The sequence below is a fragment of the Pseudomonas vlassakiae genome (assembly GCF_014269035.2).
Taxonomy (GTDB): domain Bacteria; phylum Pseudomonadota; class Gammaproteobacteria; order Pseudomonadales; family Pseudomonadaceae; genus Aquipseudomonas; species Aquipseudomonas vlassakiae.
Genome location: NZ_JABWRP020000014.1, coordinates 1 through 17,873, shown reverse-complemented (window position 1 = coordinate 17,873; position 17,873 = coordinate 1). Strand labels below are relative to the sequence as shown.

The 17,873-nt window shown below is 60.9% G+C and carries 17 protein-coding genes; 5 read left to right on the top strand and 12 right to left on the bottom strand.

The window, feature by feature from the left end:
* Window positions 1-22: 22 nt before the first annotated feature.
* From tssH to HU738_RS18035, 9 genes are all read right to left on the bottom strand, one after another.
* Window positions 23-2,620, bottom strand: a complete 2,598-nt coding sequence (gene tssH / locus HU738_RS18075) for a type VI secretion system ATPase TssH (protein ID WP_186603914.1) — start codon at window positions 2,618-2,620, stop codon at window positions 23-25.
* Window positions 2,617-3,687 carry a type VI secretion system baseplate subunit TssG gene (tssG, locus tag HU738_RS18070; protein WP_186603915.1) on the bottom strand — a complete coding sequence of 357 codons (1,071 nt, stop codon included), beginning with the start codon at window positions 3,685-3,687 and terminating at the stop codon, window positions 2,617-2,619. Before tssG ends, tssH begins: the two co-directional genes overlap by 4 nt.
* Complete coding sequence (gene tssF, locus HU738_RS18065) at window positions 3,651-5,471, bottom strand: type VI secretion system baseplate subunit TssF (RefSeq protein ID WP_186603916.1); 1,821 nt, start codon at window positions 5,469-5,471, stop codon at window positions 3,651-3,653. Before tssF ends, tssG begins: the two co-directional genes overlap by 37 nt.
* Window positions 5,471-5,953 (bottom strand): type VI secretion system baseplate subunit TssE, encoded by a 483-nt coding sequence (tssE, locus tag HU738_RS18060; RefSeq protein WP_186603917.1) that lies wholly within the window; start codon window positions 5,951-5,953, stop codon window positions 5,471-5,473. The genes tssF and tssE overlap by 1 nt, the downstream gene beginning before the upstream one ends.
* Before the next feature lie 26 nt (window positions 5,954-5,979).
* Complete coding sequence (gene tssC / locus HU738_RS18055) at window positions 5,980-7,482, bottom strand: type VI secretion system contractile sheath large subunit (protein WP_186603918.1); 1,503 nt, start codon at window positions 7,480-7,482, stop codon at window positions 5,980-5,982.
* A gap of 14 nt (window positions 7,483-7,496) precedes the next feature.
* Entirely contained in the window at window positions 7,497-8,036 is a 540-nt protein-coding gene (tssB, locus tag HU738_RS18050; protein WP_054886877.1) for a type VI secretion system contractile sheath small subunit, read from the bottom strand.
* Window positions 8,037-8,100: 64 nt separating this feature from the next.
* Window positions 8,101-8,850, bottom strand: coding sequence for a hypothetical protein (locus HU738_RS18045; protein ID WP_027917412.1), 750 nt, complete (start codon window positions 8,848-8,850; stop codon window positions 8,101-8,103).
* A gap of 437 nt (window positions 8,851-9,287) precedes the next feature.
* A complete protein-coding gene (locus HU738_RS26045; protein ID WP_225923493.1) occupies window positions 9,288-9,542 on the bottom strand; it encodes a DUF6966 domain-containing protein in 255 nt (84 codons plus the stop codon).
* A 197-nt stretch (window positions 9,543-9,739) separates the two neighbouring features.
* Complete coding sequence (locus tag HU738_RS18035; protein WP_186603919.1) at window positions 9,740-10,288, bottom strand: hypothetical protein; 549 nt, start codon at window positions 10,286-10,288, stop codon at window positions 9,740-9,742.
* 91 nt (window positions 10,289-10,379) lie between these two features.
* Between HU738_RS18035 and HU738_RS18030 the strand changes: the two genes are divergently transcribed.
* Window positions 10,380-10,685: a hypothetical protein gene (locus HU738_RS18030; RefSeq protein WP_367616176.1), complete on the top strand. Its 306-nt coding sequence runs from the start codon at window positions 10,380-10,382 to the stop codon at window positions 10,683-10,685.
* A 119-nt stretch (window positions 10,686-10,804) separates the two neighbouring features.
* Window positions 10,805-11,506 carry a hypothetical protein gene (locus HU738_RS18025; protein ID WP_186603920.1) on the top strand — a complete coding sequence of 234 codons (702 nt, stop codon included), beginning with the start codon at window positions 10,805-10,807 and terminating at the stop codon, window positions 11,504-11,506.
* A gap of 478 nt (window positions 11,507-11,984) precedes the next feature.
* On the opposite strand, the gene HU738_RS18020 is transcribed toward HU738_RS18025, so the two are convergent.
* From HU738_RS18020 to HU738_RS26040, 3 genes are all read right to left on the bottom strand, one after another.
* Window positions 11,985-12,302 carry a hypothetical protein gene (locus HU738_RS18020; protein WP_186603921.1) on the bottom strand — a complete coding sequence of 106 codons (318 nt, stop codon included), beginning with the start codon at window positions 12,300-12,302 and terminating at the stop codon, window positions 11,985-11,987.
* Window positions 12,303-12,463: 161 nt separating this feature from the next.
* A complete protein-coding gene (locus HU738_RS18015; protein ID WP_014860357.1) occupies window positions 12,464-12,727 on the bottom strand; it encodes a hypothetical protein in 264 nt (87 codons plus the stop codon).
* 9 nt (window positions 12,728-12,736) lie between these two features.
* The gene (locus HU738_RS26040; RefSeq protein WP_225923494.1) at window positions 12,737-14,161 is read right to left on the bottom strand and encodes a DUF6861 domain-containing protein; all 1,425 of its coding nucleotides are present in this window, start codon (window positions 14,159-14,161) and stop codon (window positions 12,737-12,739) included.
* A 714-nt stretch (window positions 14,162-14,875) separates the two neighbouring features.
* Between HU738_RS26040 and HU738_RS18005 the strand changes: the two genes are divergently transcribed.
* Genes HU738_RS18005 through HU738_RS17995 form a run of 3 tightly spaced genes read left to right on the top strand, consistent with a single transcriptional unit; the run spans window position 14,876 to window position 17,832 of the window.
* Window positions 14,876-16,732 (top strand): type VI secretion system Vgr family protein, encoded by a 1,857-nt coding sequence (locus HU738_RS18005; protein WP_186603922.1) that lies wholly within the window; start codon window positions 14,876-14,878, stop codon window positions 16,730-16,732.
* Window positions 16,733-16,742: 10 nt separating this feature from the next.
* Entirely contained in the window at window positions 16,743-17,333 is a 591-nt protein-coding gene (locus HU738_RS18000; RefSeq protein WP_186603923.1) for a DcrB/PsbP domain-containing protein, read from the top strand.
* A gap of 31 nt (window positions 17,334-17,364) precedes the next feature.
* Window positions 17,365-17,832 (top strand): DcrB-related protein, encoded by a 468-nt coding sequence (locus HU738_RS17995; RefSeq protein ID WP_186603924.1) that lies wholly within the window; start codon window positions 17,365-17,367, stop codon window positions 17,830-17,832.
* Window positions 17,833-17,873 lie beyond the last annotated feature (41 nt).

Below are 17,873 nucleotides of genomic sequence, written 5' to 3'. Positions count from 1 at the left end.
CGGCTAAACCTCCTTCTACGGGTCAGGCCAGGCGATAGGCGAAATCGCCATCGCTGCCAAGCTCGATCACCAGGCGCTCGATCGGCGCGTCCTGGGCCATGCGCTCGAGCACGCGCTGGGCGAGCTCGGGCATCAGGGTCTGGGACAGAATGTTGTCGATGTTGCGCGCCCCGCTGTCGACCTCGGTGCAGCGCGCGGCAATGGCCTTGATCAGCGCCTCGTCGTAGCTCAGCTCGGCCTGGTGGTTGCGGGCGAAGCGCTTGGCGATGCGTGCCAGCTTGAGGGCAACGATGCGCTCGAGGATCTGATCCTGCACCGGGTAGAACGGTACGATGCTCAGGCGGCCGAGGAAGGCTGGCTTGAACACCTGGTTGAGCTCGTCGCGCAGGCCTTCGACGATAGCCTGCGGGGTCGGCAGCTCGGCGGCATTCAGGCAGGTCTGCATGATGCGTTCGGTGCCGGTGTTGGAGGTCAGGATGATCACCGTGTTGCGGAAGTTGATCTCGCGGCCTTCGCCATCGTCCAGCACGCCCTTGTCGAACACCTGGAAGAACAGTTCGAGCACGTCGGGATGGGCCTTTTCCACCTCGTCGAGCAGCACCACGCTGTACGGTTTGCGGCGCACGGCTTCGGTCAGCACGCCGCCTTCGCCGTAGCCGACGTAGCCGGGTGGCGAGCCCTTGAGGCTCGAAACCGTGTGGGCTTCCTGGTACTCGGACATGTTGATGGTGATCAGGTTGCGCTCGCCGCCATACAGGGTATCGGCCAGGGCCAGCGCGGTTTCGGTCTTGCCGACGCCGCTGGGGCCGAGCAGCAGGAACACGCCGATCGGCTTGTTCGGGTCTTCCATGCGGGCGCGGGAAATCTTGATGCGCTTGCCGATCTCGTGCAGGGCATGGTCCTGGCCCAGCACGCGTTCGCCGAGCAGGGCCGGCAGGCGCTGCACGGTGTCGATCTCGTCACGCAGCATCTTGCCCAGCGGGATGCCGGTCCAGCCGCTGATGACCTGGGCGATGGCGCCGCTGTCGACCAGCGCGTGGACCAGTGGCTGGTCGCCTTGCACGCGGGCCAGCTCGGTGCGCAGGGCGTTGAGCTGCGCGGCATCGGCGTCGTTGGCGGCGTCCAGCGCCTTGAGCTGTTCGACCAGCGCCAGCTCCTGCTGCCACTGCTCGTTCAGTTGCTGTTCCTGCTGCTGCTCGGCCTGCAGGGCAGCTTGCAGCTCGTCGAGGCGGCGGGCGTGGTCGTGGCCCTTGCCAGCCTCGTGGCCGAGCACGGCGATTTCGGCTTGCAGGTTGTCGATCTGCCGGCGGCAGTCTTCCAGGGCACCGGGCTGCGACGATTGCGCCAGGGCGATGCGCGCGCAGGCAGTGTCGAGCACGCTGACGGCCTTGTCAGGCAGCTGGCGGCCGGTGATATAGCGGTTGGACAGGCGCACCGCCTGCACCAGAGCTTCGTCCATCACCGCCACCTTGTGGTGCTCGCGCATCTTGCCGAGCAGGCCACGAAGCATGTGGATGGCCTTGTCTTCGTCAGGCTCCTCGACCTTGACCACCTGGAAGCGGCGGGCGAGGGCGGCGTCCTTCTCGAAGTACTTCTTGTATTCGGCCCAGGTGGTCGCGGCGATGGTACGCAGCTCGCCACGGGCCAGGGCTGGCTTGAGCAGGTTGGCGGCATCGTTCTGCCCGGCCTGGCCGCCGGAGCCGATCAGGGTGTGGGCTTCGTCGATGAACAGGATGATCGGGTGCAGGCTGCGCTTGACCTCTTCGATCACGGCCTTGAGGCGGTTCTCGAACTCGCCCTTGACCCCGGCACCCGCTTGCAGCAAGCCCAGGTCGAGGGTGTGCAGGGCGACGTCCTTGAGTACCGCCGGCACCTCGCCCTGGGCAATGCGCAGGGCCAGGCCTTCGACCACGGCGGTTTTGCCGACGCCGGCTTCACCGGTGAGGATCGGGTTGTTCTGCCGGCGACGAGTGAGGATGTCGACCATCTGCCGCACCTCGAACTCGCGGCCCAGCACCGGGTCGATGCGGCCTTCGCGGGCGCTCTGGGTGAGGTTGACGGTGTACTGGTCCAGCGCCGGGGTCTTGCCGCCGGCCTTGGCATTGGCGGGGGCCGGTGCGGCCGGGCTGGCCAGGGCGCTGGCCTGCTTCGACTCGGCGCTGCCTTCGACCAGGGCGGCGAGGTTCAGGCGCAGGTCGTCGGCGTTGATCTTCTCCAGCTCCGGCGCCGAAGCGACCACCACGCGGCGCAGCTCGGCGTCGTCGAGCAGGGCTTGCAGCAGGTGGCCGCTGCGCACCTGGCCAACGCCGTATTCGATCGAGGCCAGCAGCCAGGCCTGCTCGATCATGCGGGTGATATGCGGCGACAGCGCCGGGGTGCGGGTGTTGCCTTTCTTGAACGTGCCCAGGGCAGTGACCAGTTGCGCCTGCAGGCGCTCGGCGACCACGTCGTAGTGACGCAGGATGGGCGCCAGGTCGCTGTCGCCGCTGTCGAGCAGCTGCAGCAGCAGGTGCTCGATCTCGACGTCGTAGTGGTGCTCCGACAGGCACAGGGCCGCCGCGCTTTCAGTGGCCGTGCGGCTGGTTTCGTTGAGCTTGGCGAACAGAGACTTCAGGTTCACAAGGCGACCCCATCGTAAGGAATGTGGAAAACGGCGCAACGCGAAGGCTCCGCGTCACGGCCAGGGCGTTTCAGCCAGCCCAGCCAGCCCAGCGCGACATTGCCGCTGCGGCCCAGCTGGGCGCAAGGTACGGCCTCGCGCTTGAGGCGCGGGGCAATTTCGAAGTCCAGCTCGGCGCCTATATAGAAGCGCACCAGCTCGACCAGCTTGCGGTAGCACGCGGTACCCGGCTGGAAACGCTGGTAATCGGCCAGGCTCAGCGGGCCCAGTTCGATGCGGATGCACGACTGGTAGTCCCAGACCCGGTTGCCGGCGACGGCGCTGTGGCCCAGTTGTGCGTTCTTGCGCCCCAGCTGGGTGCATTGCTCGGGCTCCAGGTTGAGCCAGCGCCCGGCAAACTGCCTGACCTTGATCGGCAGCGAGAAATAAAAGCCGAGCATCACTTCGAGGTTGAGCGCGTTGCGCGGCTTCTGGCTGAGCAACCCGGCGAAATAGCTGAACAGTTCACGGCGCAGCGCCGACGGCTGCTCTTCGAACTTGAGCTTTTGCGCACGTGGGCCCAGGCCCACCAGGTTGAGCAGGTAGCCATCGAAGCCCGAGGTACCATTGCGCTCGTGTTCGATATGGAACTTGTACTTCTGCCATGCCTCGTAGAACAGCGTGGTCATGCGGTGCGAGAAGATGTCGAGAAACGCATGGGCGGCATTGTCGCGGTACTGCACGTGGCGTTCGAGCAACAGCTCGGTGTACGGGCGCGGCAGCACGCCCGAAGGCCCGACCAGGCCCATGAAGGTGACCTGCACTTCCGACAGCGGCAGGCCCGCCGTGGAGACCTTGCCTTCGCGCTCGAAATGCAGGTCGCTGACCTCGCTGGCCGGGAACGCCAGCGACAGCTGGGTGCGAAAACGCAGCGGGTCTTCGTGCGGCCGGGTCGCCAGGTCCATGCGCCCGGTACGGCTGTAGTGCAGGCGGAGCAGGCGCACCAATTGAAAGAATTCGAATCGGTGCGGCTCGGCTCGGGCCTGATCGATCAGACCAGGGGCTGATCGCCAGTGCGTGCTGGCCATTGGACGATTCTCTTTTCTCGTTGTTGGGAGCGCAGGCTCAGTCGGGTGAAGCTGTTCATCGAGCAGTACTGGCCGAAGAAGTGGTCAAGCACCATGCCGAACAGGAACACGCCGCTGCCAGTGAACTGGCTTTCGTCGAGGGTCAAGGTGATGCCTACCCCTCGAACGAAGTTTGGCCGCGGGTGGCCGATCCGGGCGACCACAGGCTCGCTGCTGATCGCCTTGATGCCGTTGATCTGCTTGCGAATGGCCGAGACGTTGCGGTAGTTGTACAGCGACAGTAGTTCGAGCAGCACTTCGCGACCCTGGCTGACCAGCGACAGGTGGTTCAGCGACAGGTGCGCGATCAGCCGCCAGATCAAGCCCTTGCCCAGTGGCACACGCACGGTGGCGGTGGGCTTGCGCAGGCAGCGGATGTCTTTGATCACCGAGTTGGCGGGGATTATGAAATCGCCACGCTCGCCACCGAACGGCAGCATCAACGGCACATCGCGGTTGCTGCAGGTCAGGGCGATGCTCAGGGTGTCAGTGCTGGCGTCGATCAGGTCCAGGTTGCGGTCGACCACACGGATGCTCATGGCCGTGGCGTCGCCCTGGTTGCGCCGGCGGGCGATCCAGAAACTGGTGTGCGGGTCTTGCTCGCCACGCGGCTCGAAGAAGGGCTGGCAGGTGGCGACCTGGTCGATGCCACCGAGCTTGCGCACCCGTCTGACACGGTCGATCGACACCACTTCGGCGGCATTGTGCAGCCGGGTATCGGGGGTGACCGGGTATTCGTGCTGGGTGTGGGTCAGCTTGATCGGCTCGGCCTGCTGGCGGAACAGGTTGATGATGGGCGTGCAGTTGAGCTTGAAGTTGTTGCGGCCGATGTTCTGGGTCAGCCGCGCCAGGCGCTCGCTGAGGTCGTAGTCGGAGAAATAGAAGTTGATCTCGACCTGCTCGATCGCCTTGCCCTGCAGGATGCGGGCAAAGCCACTGAGGTCGAAGAACATGAATTTGTCGGGGAAGGTGAAGTACTCGTGCAGCAGGCGATAGCCCAGGAACGAGCGCTCGGAGTAGTCCACCAGGCCTTCGTCGCGGGCATAACCCACGGCCTGCAGGGCGCTGGCCGGCAGTGCCACTTCGCGGCTGCGGCCTTGGTCCTGGAAGCTCAACGTGGCTTTGGCCAGGTTGTTGAACAACAGCTCGTACAGTTGCAGCATCAGCGTCGCTTCACCGTCGAGGAAGAACCGCAAGCGGTCGACTTCCATCTGGCCGAACAGCACATCGCTGGTGGCTTGCAGGCGGATGCGCAGGCGCGCTACCAGGTCGGCGCTATGGCCGTTGAAGGCGGAACGTTCCATCTCTGCGAACGATGCCTGCTGCACGCTGATTGGCCACAGCTCCACCGGATAGCAGGTGCGGAACTTGCACACCACGCCTTCGACGGCATTGGCATGCATCTCGGTGTGGCGCGCCACGCGATAGGCCTCGGTGACCTTCTCGTGCTTGCCCAGGCTCAGCTCGGCGATAGACATCGACGGGGTAGGGCGCAGGTAGTGCGGGTACAGCACCTCGAGGAAGGATTCGACGATTTCCGGAAACTCGTCATCGAGCTTCTTGTGCACCCGCGCAGACAGGAACGAGAACGCCTCGATCAGGCGCTCGGTGTGCGGGTCTTCGCAGTTGTCGCCCTCGATCAGCAGCCGCGAAGCAATCTTCGGGTACTGCGCGGCAAACTCCTGGCCGAGGAAGCGCAGGTGCGACAGTTCCTTTTCGTAGTAGGGCAGCAGTTCGTCGAGCATCAGTTGAGGTTCTGTACTTTGTATTCCTGGGTGTTGACCTGCAGCACGGCGTCGAACGACACCTGGCGGCTGATGTCCTGCAGACGCAGTACAGCGTCCACGCGGAAGGTCAACATGCGGTGGCCGTTTTCCTGGGCCAGCAGCTGCACCCGCACCCGGCGAAAACGCCGGTCGCCGGTGCTGATCGCGCGCTCCAGCTGTTGCTGGATGAGCCGGCGATCATGGGGGTCGAGCACGCTGCGGCTGATGAAGTCGGGCATGCCGTATTCAAGGATGGAACCACTGAGCTGGCTGAAGCCGTCGAGCTCCTCGGCGACCAGGGACTGGCGGGTATTCACCAGCACCTCGAGGTCGCGGACGATGCTCGCCTTGTATTCGGCCAGCGAACAGGTGCGCTGCGCAGCCGGTTCGGCCGACTGGTAAGGACGGTCGTCCAGCAGTCGGTCGAGCAGCGAGGGCAGCAGGCGGGCCTGGTTACTCATGTGTCATCCCTGTACACACCGGCCGGTCAGCCGCGGGCGCCTTGCGGCAGTTCGGCGACCAGGCGCAGCGAGGCGGTCAGTTCGTCGAGCTGGTAGTGCGGGCGCAGGTAGGTCACGGCCTTGTACACGCCTGGCTTGCCGGGCACTTCGAACACCTCGGCACGGGCTTCGCGCAGCGGGAACTGGGCCTTGGCCTCCTGGCTGGCGGTGTCGTCGAGCAGCACGTAGCTGGCCAGCCACTGGTTGAGGAAGCGTTCCACATCCATGCGCGAGGCGAAGCTGCCGATCTTGTCGCGCATGATCGCCTTCATGTAATGGGCGATGCGCGAAGTGGCGAAGATGTACTGCAGCTGGGCCGACAGGCGTGCGTTGGCGTTGGCGATGTCGGTGTTGTACTGCTTCTGCTTCTGCGCCGACTGGGTGCCGAAGAAGGCGGCGTAGTCGGTGCCCTTGCAGTGCACCAGCGGAATGAAACCGAGGTCGGACAGCTCTTTCTCGCGGCGGTCGGTGATGGCGATCTCGGTCGGGCACTTGAGGGCGATTTCGCCGTCGTCGGTCTTGAAGGTGTGGGTCGGCAGGCCTTCGACCAGGCCGCCACCTTCCACGCCGCGGATCGCCACGCACCAGCCGTAGCGGGAGAAGGCATCGGTGACGCGGGTGCCAAGGGCGTAGGCGGCGTTCATCCACAGGTACTTGTTGTGGTCGCGGCCGTCGACGCTTTCGACGAAGTTGAATTCTTCCACCGGCGTGGTATCCGGGCCATACGGCAGGCGGCCAAGCACGTGGGGCAGGGTGAGGCCGACGTAGCGCGAATCTTCCGAGGCGCGGAACGACTTCCACTTGGCGTATTCAACGGTGTCGAAGATCTTCGCCAGGTCACGCGGGCCGGACATCTCGGTGAACGAGTCCCAGCCGAACAGCTCAGGCGACGCCGCCGAAATGAACGGCGCGTGGGCCGCGGCGGCAACGTGCGAGATCTCTTCGAGCAGGTACATGTCTTCGGGGCTGCGCTTGAACTCGTAGTCACCGATCAGCATGCCGAACGGGGCGCCACCGAAGGTGCCGTACTCTTCTTCGTAGACCTTCTTGAACAGCGCGCTCTGGTCGAATTCGCTGGCGGCCTTGAGGTCGCGCACCAGGTCTTTCTTCGAGGCGTTGAGCAGGTGGATCTTCAGCGTGGTGCTGGTTTCGGTCTGGTCGACCTGGTACTTCAGGCCGCGCCACGAGGCTTCCAGCTGCTGGAACTCACGGGCGTGCATGATCTCGTTCATCTGCTCGGAGAGCATCGAGTCGATTTCGGCGATGCGTGCATCGAGCACGGCGATCAAGTCCTTGCTCGGGGTCATCTCGCCTTCGAGCACCTGGTTCACCAGTTCGCCGATCAGGTCGCGGGTGCGGTTGCGCTCGGTGTCGGAGCGGGCCACGCGGCTCTGCGAAATGATGCTGTCGAGCAGCGAGGGCTGCGGGGCGAAGTTTTCCACTTCGACCAGGTCGCCGGCCTGTTGCGGTGCGGTTTGCTTGTCGGTCATGTTCGGGCTCCTGCTCAGGCGCGATCGTCGCTGGACGGGTCTTTCACTTCGGCTTCACGGCCGAATTCCTGGCCCAATGTCTTGAGCTTTTCGGTGTTCTGCAGCACGTCCATCAGCAGCTCTTCGAGCTTGTCGTTGCCGCCCATCTTGTTGCGCAGGTCGGCCAGTTTGTTGCGCACTTCCAGCAGCTTGCGCAGCGGTTCGACCTGCTTGACCACGTTCTGTGGCTCGAAGTCTTCCAGGCTGTTGAAGTTCAGCTCGACGCCCAGCTGGGTGCCGTTCTTGGCCAGGGTGTTGTCGACGCGGTAGGTCAGGCGCGGCTTGATGCCCTTGAGCACGCTGTTGAAGTTGTCGCGGTCGATGAAGACGAACTTGCGGTCCTTGAGCTTGGGCAGCGGCTCCAGCGGGTTGCCGGAAAAATCGCCCAGCACGCCGACGACAAAGGGCAGCTCCTTCTTCTCGATGGCATCACCGATGTCCACGTCGTAGGTGATATGGACCCGAGGCGCGCGAACGCGGTCGAGTTTGTGCTGGGTGCTTTCCTTCTTCGCCATCGTGTTCTCCAGTGCGAGCAGTTCGCTGCGAATCATTGCGCGGCCCGTGACCGGGCGCTGCGCGTTACAGTCCTTCGATCGTCAGCAGCAGGCGCTGACGGATGTCGTCGTTCATTTCCAGGATGTTGTCGCGCCCCACCAGTTCTTCGAAGCTGGTGTTGCCGGCAATTTGCGTGCTGCTACGGATGACCGAATCGTCGGGAAGTTCCGAGCGCACCGGCGAGCTGATCACGCAGAACGGCAGGTCGCCAAAGCCCTTCAGGCGCTCGAAGCTCAGCCCGTAGCGCAGGCCTTCGAACAGCCGGCCCAGGCCCGGCGACTTGCTCAGGCAGTAGAACAGCACCAGGTAGTGCACCACGAAGCGGTACAGCTCGGCGCTGCTGCGGTTGGGGTCTTTGATGACATTGCGAAACTGCGCCAGGTCGAACGCGTGGAAGCCCACCACCCAGCGCGTCGGGCTGGTGATGCGGATGACCTGGCCGCTCTGTTCGAGGACCTTGTCGTATTCCAGCGGGAACAGTTCGGGGGTAGTGCTGATCAGGTTCAGCGGCACTTCCAGCTCGCTGACCAGCTGGAACGGCGCGGCCGAGCCAATGCGCTCGTAGAGTTCGATCAGCGACTGGAAATGGCCCTGGGTTTCGCGGCCGCTGCTGCGCTGGGCGCCTTGCAGGTATTCGCCAAACAGGGTTTGCGGACGGATCAGCGGTGCCACGGTGGCAAGGTAATCCGCCGCCTGCGCCTTGAGCGCATCGGAGATCGCCCGCGTCTGGCTACGCAGCTTGATCAGTGCTTCGACATCGAATGTCTGTGTCATCGGTACATCGTCCATGAGCCTGCTTGATCGTCCTGAAACGCCAATGGCGAGGACCTGAAAATCGCGCCTCTCGGCTGCGGCAATTTGAGTGCTGGCACATGAATATCGTGTTGCCAGCAATGCCGAGTAGGGCACCTCGCCGTGGAAGAAGTTCCTGCGAGGGGTGCGATTTTTTCCCTGTTTTGTGATGCGGCGCAATGATGGCGCCATGCCATCGGTGGTCGCTTTGGAGTGCGGTAAATGGGGCTTTGGTCCGTAAAGTCAGGGGGCTAAAGTGCTTATCGGGCGGGAAAAAATCGCGTAAAAAGTTTTTTTCAAAAAGTGAAGCGGGTCTCATTTTTTGGCGTCGAGCCGCTGGATTCGGCTAGCATCGCGGCGCGTTTGAATGATGGCAACGCGACGGAATACGGCGCGCCAAAGCGGTTTCTCATGGGGTGCTACAACGGCTTGATACCGGCCATGCGGCCCTCGATTCCCCACTCTCGCAACCACCCGAGCAAGGCGTGTAATTCACTGGTGGCCTCGACGGACAGCGAGCCGTTTTCATGCAGGACGGCATCGCTGAGCGTGCCCATGCCGCCGGGCATTGCGAAAACACTCAAACGCACTTGTTCGGGGTCGCTGTGCAGACGTGCTTGGTAGCTCAGGAGCATGTTGGCCCAGCTTGAGTCGCCACCTTCGCGCAGCAGCAAGGTTGCTGCTCGCGCCAATACCGCCGAGATTTCCGTCAGATCCCACGAGGATGGGGCGGCCGAGCCTCGCTGGGTGCCAGGTTGCATCATCAGGGCAGGGGCAAGCTCGCGGCGGCGGCACCTAGCGAAAAGCGGTGCTCGGGGCTGGTGTAGGTGTCGTTGAATTTCATGCTGGGAAGCGCCTGGGAGTTAAGCAGCTAGCGGCCATCCACCTGGATGCAGATGTTCTGCTTGCCCACGATCTTGCATGGCCAGTTATCGTTGATGTAGCTGCCTGGTGTGAAGCACATGCGCTCATCGTTCACCCAGAACATTTGCCATCCTGAACCCGAGATGCGCAGCTTGGGGCACGACCAGTAGCCCTTGGCGGAGAGTGTGGCAGTGGTCAGCGCGATAATGACAGGCGCTACGACCATGAGTGCAACCGTCAATTGCAACGAGCGCAGTTGGAGCGCGTTGAGCCGGGACTTTTTGGGCGGGTCGAATTTTTGGCCAGTCCAGGCTGCGATCAAGCAGCCCAGGGCCATGACCGGTGCGAACGGTATTGCCGCGACAACGAAGAATGATTTGACGGGCGTTTCCAAGACCGGTGCATTCCGGTGGATGCGACCGTAAAGCGGGACGATGTCAGTCCAGAGCACGTAGACGCCAAGTGCCCCCACAGCGAGCAGGCAGAGGGCCAGGCCAATGCCCGCCAGTTTGAAAAGGATCGGAGATCTTATATGGAGTTCGGCATGATTCTTCACGGTAGCCTCAGCGTTCCTTGCATCGGTCTGGTCTTTGCTGCTGTCTGGACGGGTCGTTGCCAGCGTGCAGCAGGTTTAGCAGAATGTTCGCATGGATGAGCGCAACCCAAAGCAAGGAATGAGCATGATCGATCTGAGAAGCCCTGATGCAACCCTGAGCGAGTACGCCCAGCGCTACGTCGACCTGCTGCCCGTGTGGTCGCCGCAGTTGCAACAGCGCATGGACTACACGTTGAAGCCCGATGCCCTCAGGCTGCCGCGTATCAAGCCCGCCTGGTTGAGCGACAGACCCTGCACTTTGTCACCTGAGCAGGCGGTGGGCCGCGCGTATGGTCGCAACACATTCGTGAATTGGCTAGCCGACTGTTTGAACTTGAGATGCCGGGTCATGAGCTAGATGAACTTACTCACGAACGAGAGTGAAAATTTCTGAATGAGGGATGCGCACTCTGTTCGAGCCGCGCAGGTTAGGCACGATTGGCGCAATGCGTCCGATTGTTCAAATGGATTGAACTCATGTTTACCGTTGAGCGATTTTTTGCAAAAATTTGGTCGGCATGGCTGCTGGTGGTAATGATAGCGGTCATGATGATTGGCGTTAGTCCGCCATTTTTTATAATCCCGTCAGCCCTTGCGGTGGTTGCGATGAGCGTGTGGTGCATTGAATGCGCCTTCCGAACTGAACGCTTCGTTGTCTATGCTAATCTGCGGCTCTTCTCTAATCTCTCTATCGCTCCGTTGTTCGCTGCCCTGTTAATGATGGCCATCAGCTACAAAACGATGAAGCTAGGCAGTTTTTCTTCAACTGCGCTTTGCCTTTCCCCTGTGGTTCTTACAGTGTTGGCATATGGCCTGGTTTGCGTCTGGCCTGGCAAAACCAACGTGCTTAACTTTGAGGGGCTTCGTGTAGAGTCCATCGAGCCTCCGCAGCCGGTCAGGTGGTGGCACGCCGGGCTGGGTGCGGGGCTGAGCAGTTTGATCTACCCACTGATGAAATCTCATGATGTGCCGATGATCGGGTTGATCTACTTCTTCGTGTTCATGGCTTTGTTCATGGTTTTCTACAATCGCGACAAAATTTGGGCTTTGAGGGCCTTGAAGGCACGTGAGGCAAAAAAGAATTGTCGATACACCTTCAGGGATGTAGACGCTATTAGAGCCCAGCGCTCCGCTTCGTGGCTGGGGAGGCTTTTTGCTGTCAGAACGAACGGCGAGTAAGGAGTATTGTGCTGCGCTGGCGGGCCCTGCTTATTCATCCATGTTGATGCATAACTGCTTGCTCTCTAAATTTTTGCAGGGCCACCTGTTTTTTATAGCTGTCAAGGACAAAGCAAAAGCCCGGTTAACTTATCCAATAGGTTTGCCAGGCCGATTCAAATTTAATGAGTTGGGGCAACTCGTACAGGCGAGTTTGTTGAGCGCTACCGCGGTGAGAATGGCTACGAGAGGTGCGACCGCAATTAATGAGTAGTCAGAGGCTTTCAATATTGCGATCTGGAGTTTTCCGAGCACGGACTTGTTGTGTGACGCGTATCGTTTGCCTGTATATATCGCAAAAGCACTGGCAACGAGATAAGCGAGCATGACAGGCGGGCCATGAGCAAGCCAAAAGCCATATACGGGACTTTGATCCAGTTTCGTTGCTAGCTGAGGTCATGGGGTTCGCCTTGAAAGGGAGGACAAGGTTGCCTGTCCATCATCCCTGCGAAGACTCCTCCCCCATGCGCGCCTTGAGCTTGCGCAGGGTAGGTGACTCGCCTCGCGTCAACTCGATGCGGAACTCGGCGAAAGCGTGCTCGAGATCGGCATACTGCTGCAGCCCTTCTTCGGTGAGCAGGTAGCGTCCAGGGATTTCGCGCCACTCCATCGGGGTGCGGATGCGTTCCTGGTCTGCGGCTTGCAGCAGTGGCTCCAGTTCGACGCTCAGCTTCATCGCGACAGGGTCTTGCGCCTTCAGGCTGTCGATGATCAGGCGCAGCTTCAATGATTTGTCTTTGAGTGTTTCGGTGTTCATGGTCAGCCCTCATTGGGGAGGGTGCCAATCGCATCGACCAGGCACCGCGATTGGGTGTTTGGGGCTGCATCATATTTACAGCAGCGTGAAATGGCGTCACCTAATTTGTTGGTAGAGCAAATATTCAGTGTCGAATTTCGTCAGCATCTATCTGTGTGGCGCTAGATGGCCGTGCCCCGATTTTTTCCCGGCTTGATGATCAGTAATTCATCGAGTTGTCTTTTACGGCATTTGATGACGAAAGCCAGAGCCGCATCAGGGTCATCCATGAAGGCATCAAACGTAGCTGGAGCGATGGCGTAATACTCTTCGTAGTCAACCATGCCGTTGCTGACGGGGAACGAAACGTAGTACTGGCCAGCGTCTTCTTCGATGCCGATGGAGTACATGTGCTGACGACTGATGAAAAGATCTTTGAATTTCATAGGGGGTCTTCAAAAAAGGGGGGCGGTATTGAACATCTCGGCGGCAATACCCGCCGCGTCTATGACGGCCTCGCTGTTGCCGTCAGGCAGCTTGCCACCAGGGATCCAGAATTCGTTAGCACCGGCTTCATTTCCTGATGGAATCCGCAGATTCAACTGCTTCGGATCAGGAATGTCTACCCGGACCAGTGCATTGGTATCAAGGAAATTCTCAGGCAAGCCAAGGGCTTGCTCCAAGGCGCGCTTGTCACCTGCTGTCTTGGCTAGTAGTTCGGTTGCTTCGTGGCCTGGCATGATGAACGATGTACCATCTCTCTGTGCGATGCCGTATTTCTCAAGGTTTGTCTGGGTCATGAAGCGTGAGGCACCATTTTCGAATTGGGCCAAGTGTTGCGCGACATAATCTGGGTCTAGGTAAGTAACAGGGTCGGGCCTTTCGCCTTTGGCGATCGCAAGAATATCCTGTTCGGTGAACCCTGGTTTGTATTTGGGTTTAGATGGCTCGGCTGCCTTCTGCAATGACTCGCGAGAGCGTTCGTTGGCAGGTGGTGGTTCAGGCTCTGCACGCTTGAGTGGTGTAGCGCCGCGTGCTTGAAGCTCAGGATGCGCCAGCAGCTGTTGCTCGTTTTTTGCCAGCCAGGCGGCCAGTTGCTTGTTGGACATTTCCGCCTGCAGCCGGGCACTGCGTATAGCGGGTGTTTCCATATTCCTCAAAATACCCGCCTTCATCTGTCCCCGGGTCAGGTAGGTGACAATGGCCGTCAGCAGTAGCAACACCAGTTGCTCCTGACCGCGGGCCAGTTGGCGCGCGGCGCGCTCGACGCGCTCCTGGGCTTGCGCCGACGAGCCGCCGGTTGGGTCCAGGCCAGCGGGCTTGAGGCCATCCTCGGCAAACCAGGCCGTGGCCATGCCTTGCTGAAGTGTCGACAAACAGGCCGGCAGGCCTTGGTAGAAGTACTCGGCGATGGCGGACAGCCCCAGGCCCATGAGGATCAGGTTGCCGACCTGCAGGCCGATGCCGGCGCCGGCCACCGCGCCCGGCGCCGCGCCAACGCCAAAGGCGAACGCCCCGGCCACGCCACCGGCGAGCGAGCCAACCGCCACGCTGCCACCGAGGATCATCGATACTTCTTTGACCAGTTGCAGCAGTACCGGCAGGATCTGCTCGATGCCGATGGATGACCACTTACGCTTGAGGTTGCTCTGGATGATCGGGTAGGACAGGGCCATGGCCTGGCGTACGTTGTCGATGCGCTGGCCACCCAGGTAGCCATAGGCCTGATTGGCGCCATTGCTCACTCGGCGGCCGAACCCGTCCCAGGCTTCGTGGGCGCTGTTCAGGCCGCTGTCGACGCTCTGGTTGAGCTCACTGAATTTCTGCTCGAGATTGCGCTCGATGTCTCCCCAACTGGGAATGTTGGTCAAAAGATCCATTTTCGCTTCACTGTCCATGGAGGTGGGCGGCGCTTCGGCGGCGAGCGCAGCATGTCGCGTCAGACCTCAAGATTGATGTGAAGATCCGGCGGAGCATTCATTGTTCTCATCACAGGGGTATCCGGCAATGATGGCAATTAAGCATCGTCACCCGAATCATGGCTGTTCGCTTGCCGCAAGTGCCAGTACAGCCAATGCCTACGCTAGCCATTTGCCAGAATCCATGAATGACCAAAAATTTGAACCAGTCCACGTTATGAAACATTTTTCTCCGCCAGCGCCGTGGACCTAAAAGCTAGCGGACAGCTCGAATTGGCGTGGTCAGGTATTGGCTTTGATCACTGCTTGGCAAACCTTCTGTCACGGCCATTCGGCGATGGCCAGTAGCGCTTTGGCACGACAGTGACAATTTCAAAAGGTGGCGATGTGATATCGCTTTGCAGGGCTCTAAGCTCAGCGTTTCAAGGCTTGCAATAGGTTGACAGGGCATCATTTGCCGGTGTCTCCTTTTGGGCGCTTCTGCCTGCCTGGCATTCGGTAATGTGAACCAGGTCGCATTAAGTTCAAGGCATGATGGCACTTTCCGTCATGCCGGCAGTCGCATGATTCCGCAGGGCACGCGCGCGATGCGTGCATGCCGATTACACCCGCAAGATCAGAGTTGTAGCTGAGCATCGCATTAGCGTGCTGGCCGTGTTTTCAAGGAGATTTCGCATGATCATGGACCTGGCCTCCGCGCTGCTGTCGCCGCAGAACCGCCGCCTGTTCAAGTTCCACAACCTGGCCAACCCCGAGCAGGAACTGCTGCTGGAAACCTTCAAGGGCGTCGAGGGCCTGTCGCGGGCGTTCAACTACGAACTGCTGCTGGTCTGCGAAGATTCTGGCGTGCCGCTGAAGTCGATGATGGGCCAGCACGTCAGCATCGAGATCGAGCTGGCCGAAGGTGGCCCGCGCTACATTACCGGTTACCTAACGCGCTTTGCCAGCATCGGCAGCGACGGTGGCATGGCGCGTTACACCGCTACCCTCAACCCATGGTTCTCGATGCTCAAGAACCGCTTCGACACGCGGATTTTCCAGGGCAACACGGTCGAGGAAGTGGTCACCGAAGTGTTCGCCCTGTGCCCGGCGTTCTCACGCCACGAATTCCGCCTGACCCGCCCGCAAAAGCGCTACACCTACATCACCCAGTACCGCGAAACCGACTTCAACTTCGTCCAGCGCCTGCTGGAGGAAGAGGGGATGTTCTACTACTTCGAGCACACCGCCGAAGGCCACACCATGATCATCTGCGATGACTCCAGCACGCTGTTGGACATCCCCGAGCAGCCGCAGATCCGCTTCCATAGCGCTTCGGTCACCGAGACCGCCGACTCCATCACCCAGTGGAGCGGCAACCGCCAGCTGCAGTCCGGCAAGATGTCGACGCAGACCTTCGACTACCGCCAGCCCAACAACCGTTTGCCGGTGGCGATGAACAGCGTGAACAAACAGGGCGACGTGGAAAACTTCGAAATCTACGACTTCCCCGGCCAGTACACCCACGGCACCTACGACGAAGGCGAAACCCTGCTGCGCCTGCGTATCGAGGCGCTGGAGTTGCGTGGCAAGAAGTTCGAGGGCGCCAGTAACTGCCGTGCCATGCGCCCCGGCTACACGTTCGAATTGCTGCAGCACTATGTGCACGACCAGGGGCCTGCCGAAGACCGTCAGTTTCTGCTCATGAGCGTGGAAAGCGAAGGCCACAACAACTACCTCTCGGGCCAGCAGGCCAGCTACTTCAATACGTTCAGTTGCGTGCGCAAGAAGATCCCGTTCCGCCCACAGCTGAGTACGCCCAGGCCGACCATCGCCGGCCCGCAGACCGCCATCATCGTCGGCCCGCCGGGTGAGGAAATTTTCACGGATGAACTGGGCCGGGTGAAGATCCAGTTCCACTGGGACCGCAATGGCAAGTACAACGACCACAGCTCCTGTTGGGTACGCGTGGCCCAATCCGGTGCCAGCGGTGGCTTCGGCAGCATTCAGATCCCGCGCGTAGGCGACGAGGTCGTGGTGGTGTTCCTCGACGGCAACCCGGACCGCCCGCTGATCATGGGCAGTCTGTACAACAGCACCAATACGCCGCCGTGGTCGCTGCCGGCGAACAAGACCCAGAGTGGTTTCCTGACCCGCTCGATGAAGGGTGATGGCGGTACCGCCAACTTCTTCCGCTTCGAGGACAAGGCCGGCGCCGAGCAGATCATCATGCACGCCGAGCGCAACATGGATACCGAGATCGAGGTGGATGAGACCCATGATGTGGGGAACAACCGCTCGATCACGGTGGGTGGCACCCATACCGAGGTCGTCAAGAAAGACACGGTGGTGCAGGTGACCGAGGGGTCATACACCTTGCAAGTCGACAACCAGTTCATCCAGGTGTCGGCCAAGGAACACATCATCCTTCAGGTAGGTGAGAGCAGCATCACGCTTACCCCCGAAGGTATCGAGATCAAAGGCAAGGCCATTGTCACCACCAGTACCGATACCACCAAGATTACCGGTGCAGCGGTACGGATCAACGACTGAGGCGAGGTTCATGTACAAGCCTTCGATCTACGACCGTCTCTCCGCCCGACGCGAAGCGCTGGAAGAGCAGGCACGACTGGCAAAGCTGGCAGAGGAAGCCTCGGTGCCCGAGCCGCTACCCGAGCCGGAACCTGTAGCGGTATCGACTGTGAAGCCATCAGCCCCGAGCTGTTTCACCTTCGCAGGCTTCACGCTGCAGCTTCCGCTGGGCTTTCACTTCCGGGAAATCCAGACCACGCTCGAGCATGAAGGCGCATCAGTGACATTGAACATCCGTCGTCGCGACGCGCGAGGCGGGCAGACGCTCGAGCAACTCTTCGACGAGGCGATCAAGGCACTACGCGCCTTGAATCCAAACCTGCGGGTCATCCGTCAGCGTGATTGTCACTTGGCGGGCAGCCCGGCCAAGGTACTGGATTTTCACTTTCAAAATGGGCACGAACCCCGCCACGGGCGACTGGTGGGGGCACTGGTGCCTGTGGAAGGCGAACGACTGCCGCAGTGGCTGGATCTCTCCACCGTCATCGACCCGACCACGCCTGGGCTGAGCCAGTGGCTGGCTGAATTCGACCACATGCTCGATGGCTTGGCGCTGCGCTGACCCCAATTTAGTTATCAGGAATTTTCATCGCATGGATTACGAGTTGCAGGAAGGCGGCATTGCGCTGCCGGCAGGTTTCGAGGACCGCACGGTCAACATGTTCGTTCTGGGTGCCAGTGTCCCGGCACCGCTGAGCATCACCATCTCGCGTGACACTTTGCTTCCTGACGAGACGCTGCAGGCTTACGTCGACCGCCAGGTGAAGATGCTCACCGCCAGGTTGCGTGGTTACACCCGCATGGGCAACAAGGCGGTCTCGCTATCGGCTAGCGCCCCGATCGCCGGCATCCAGATAGATGCTTACTACATGAACCAGGGCCGTCCGCTGTACCAGCGCCAGGCTGCTTTCATCATCAGCCCCGGCCGTGCCCTGATTTTCTCCACGACCGCCCAGGCCGATTTCAGCGCCCAACAGAATCAGGACTGGGACAATCTGCTGGCCAGCTTTACGCCCCGCAACCCGGTCGTGAACAGCGCCGAGCCCGGCGAACAGGAGTAACCCTCATGTTCGAAGCAGCCAGGTTCGGCGACGACATATCA

Excerpts from the sequence above, each read along its gene's own strand:
- tssB (WP_054886877.1), bottom strand. The coding sequence starts at position 8,036 with ATGGCGAAGAAGGAAAGCACCCAGCACAAACTCGACCGCGTTCGCGCG.
- tssF (WP_186603916.1), bottom strand. The coding sequence starts at position 5,471 with ATGCTCGACGAACTGCTGCCCTACTACGAAAAGGAACTGTCGCACCTG.
- HU738_RS18000 (WP_186603923.1), top strand. The coding sequence starts at position 16,743 with ATGTACAAGCCTTCGATCTACGACCGTCTCTCCGCCCGACGCGAAGCG.
- HU738_RS18030 (WP_367616176.1), top strand. The coding sequence starts at position 10,380 with ATGGATGAGCGCAACCCAAAGCAAGGAATGAGCATGATCGATCTGAGA.
- tssC (WP_186603918.1), bottom strand. The coding sequence starts at position 7,482 with ATGACCGACAAGCAAACCGCACCGCAACAGGCCGGCGACCTGGTCGAA.
- tssE (WP_186603917.1), bottom strand. The coding sequence starts at position 5,953 with ATGAGTAACCAGGCCCGCCTGCTGCCCTCGCTGCTCGACCGACTGCTG.
- HU738_RS26040 (WP_225923494.1), bottom strand. The coding sequence starts at position 14,161 with ATGGATCTTTTGACCAACATTCCCAGTTGGGGAGACATCGAGCGCAAT.
- HU738_RS18020 (WP_186603921.1), bottom strand. The coding sequence starts at position 12,302 with ATGAACACCGAAACACTCAAAGACAAATCATTGAAGCTGCGCCTGATC.
- HU738_RS18005 (WP_186603922.1), top strand. The coding sequence starts at position 14,876 with ATGATCATGGACCTGGCCTCCGCGCTGCTGTCGCCGCAGAACCGCCGC.
- tssG (WP_186603915.1), bottom strand. The coding sequence starts at position 3,687 with ATGGCCAGCACGCACTGGCGATCAGCCCCTGGTCTGATCGATCAGGCC.
- HU738_RS18015 (WP_014860357.1), bottom strand. The coding sequence starts at position 12,727 with ATGAAATTCAAAGATCTTTTCATCAGTCGTCAGCACATGTACTCCATC.
- HU738_RS18025 (WP_186603920.1), top strand. The coding sequence starts at position 10,805 with ATGTTTACCGTTGAGCGATTTTTTGCAAAAATTTGGTCGGCATGGCTG.
- HU738_RS18045 (WP_027917412.1), bottom strand. The coding sequence starts at position 8,850 with ATGACACAGACATTCGATGTCGAAGCACTGATCAAGCTGCGTAGCCAG.
- HU738_RS17995 (WP_186603924.1), top strand. The coding sequence starts at position 17,365 with ATGGATTACGAGTTGCAGGAAGGCGGCATTGCGCTGCCGGCAGGTTTC.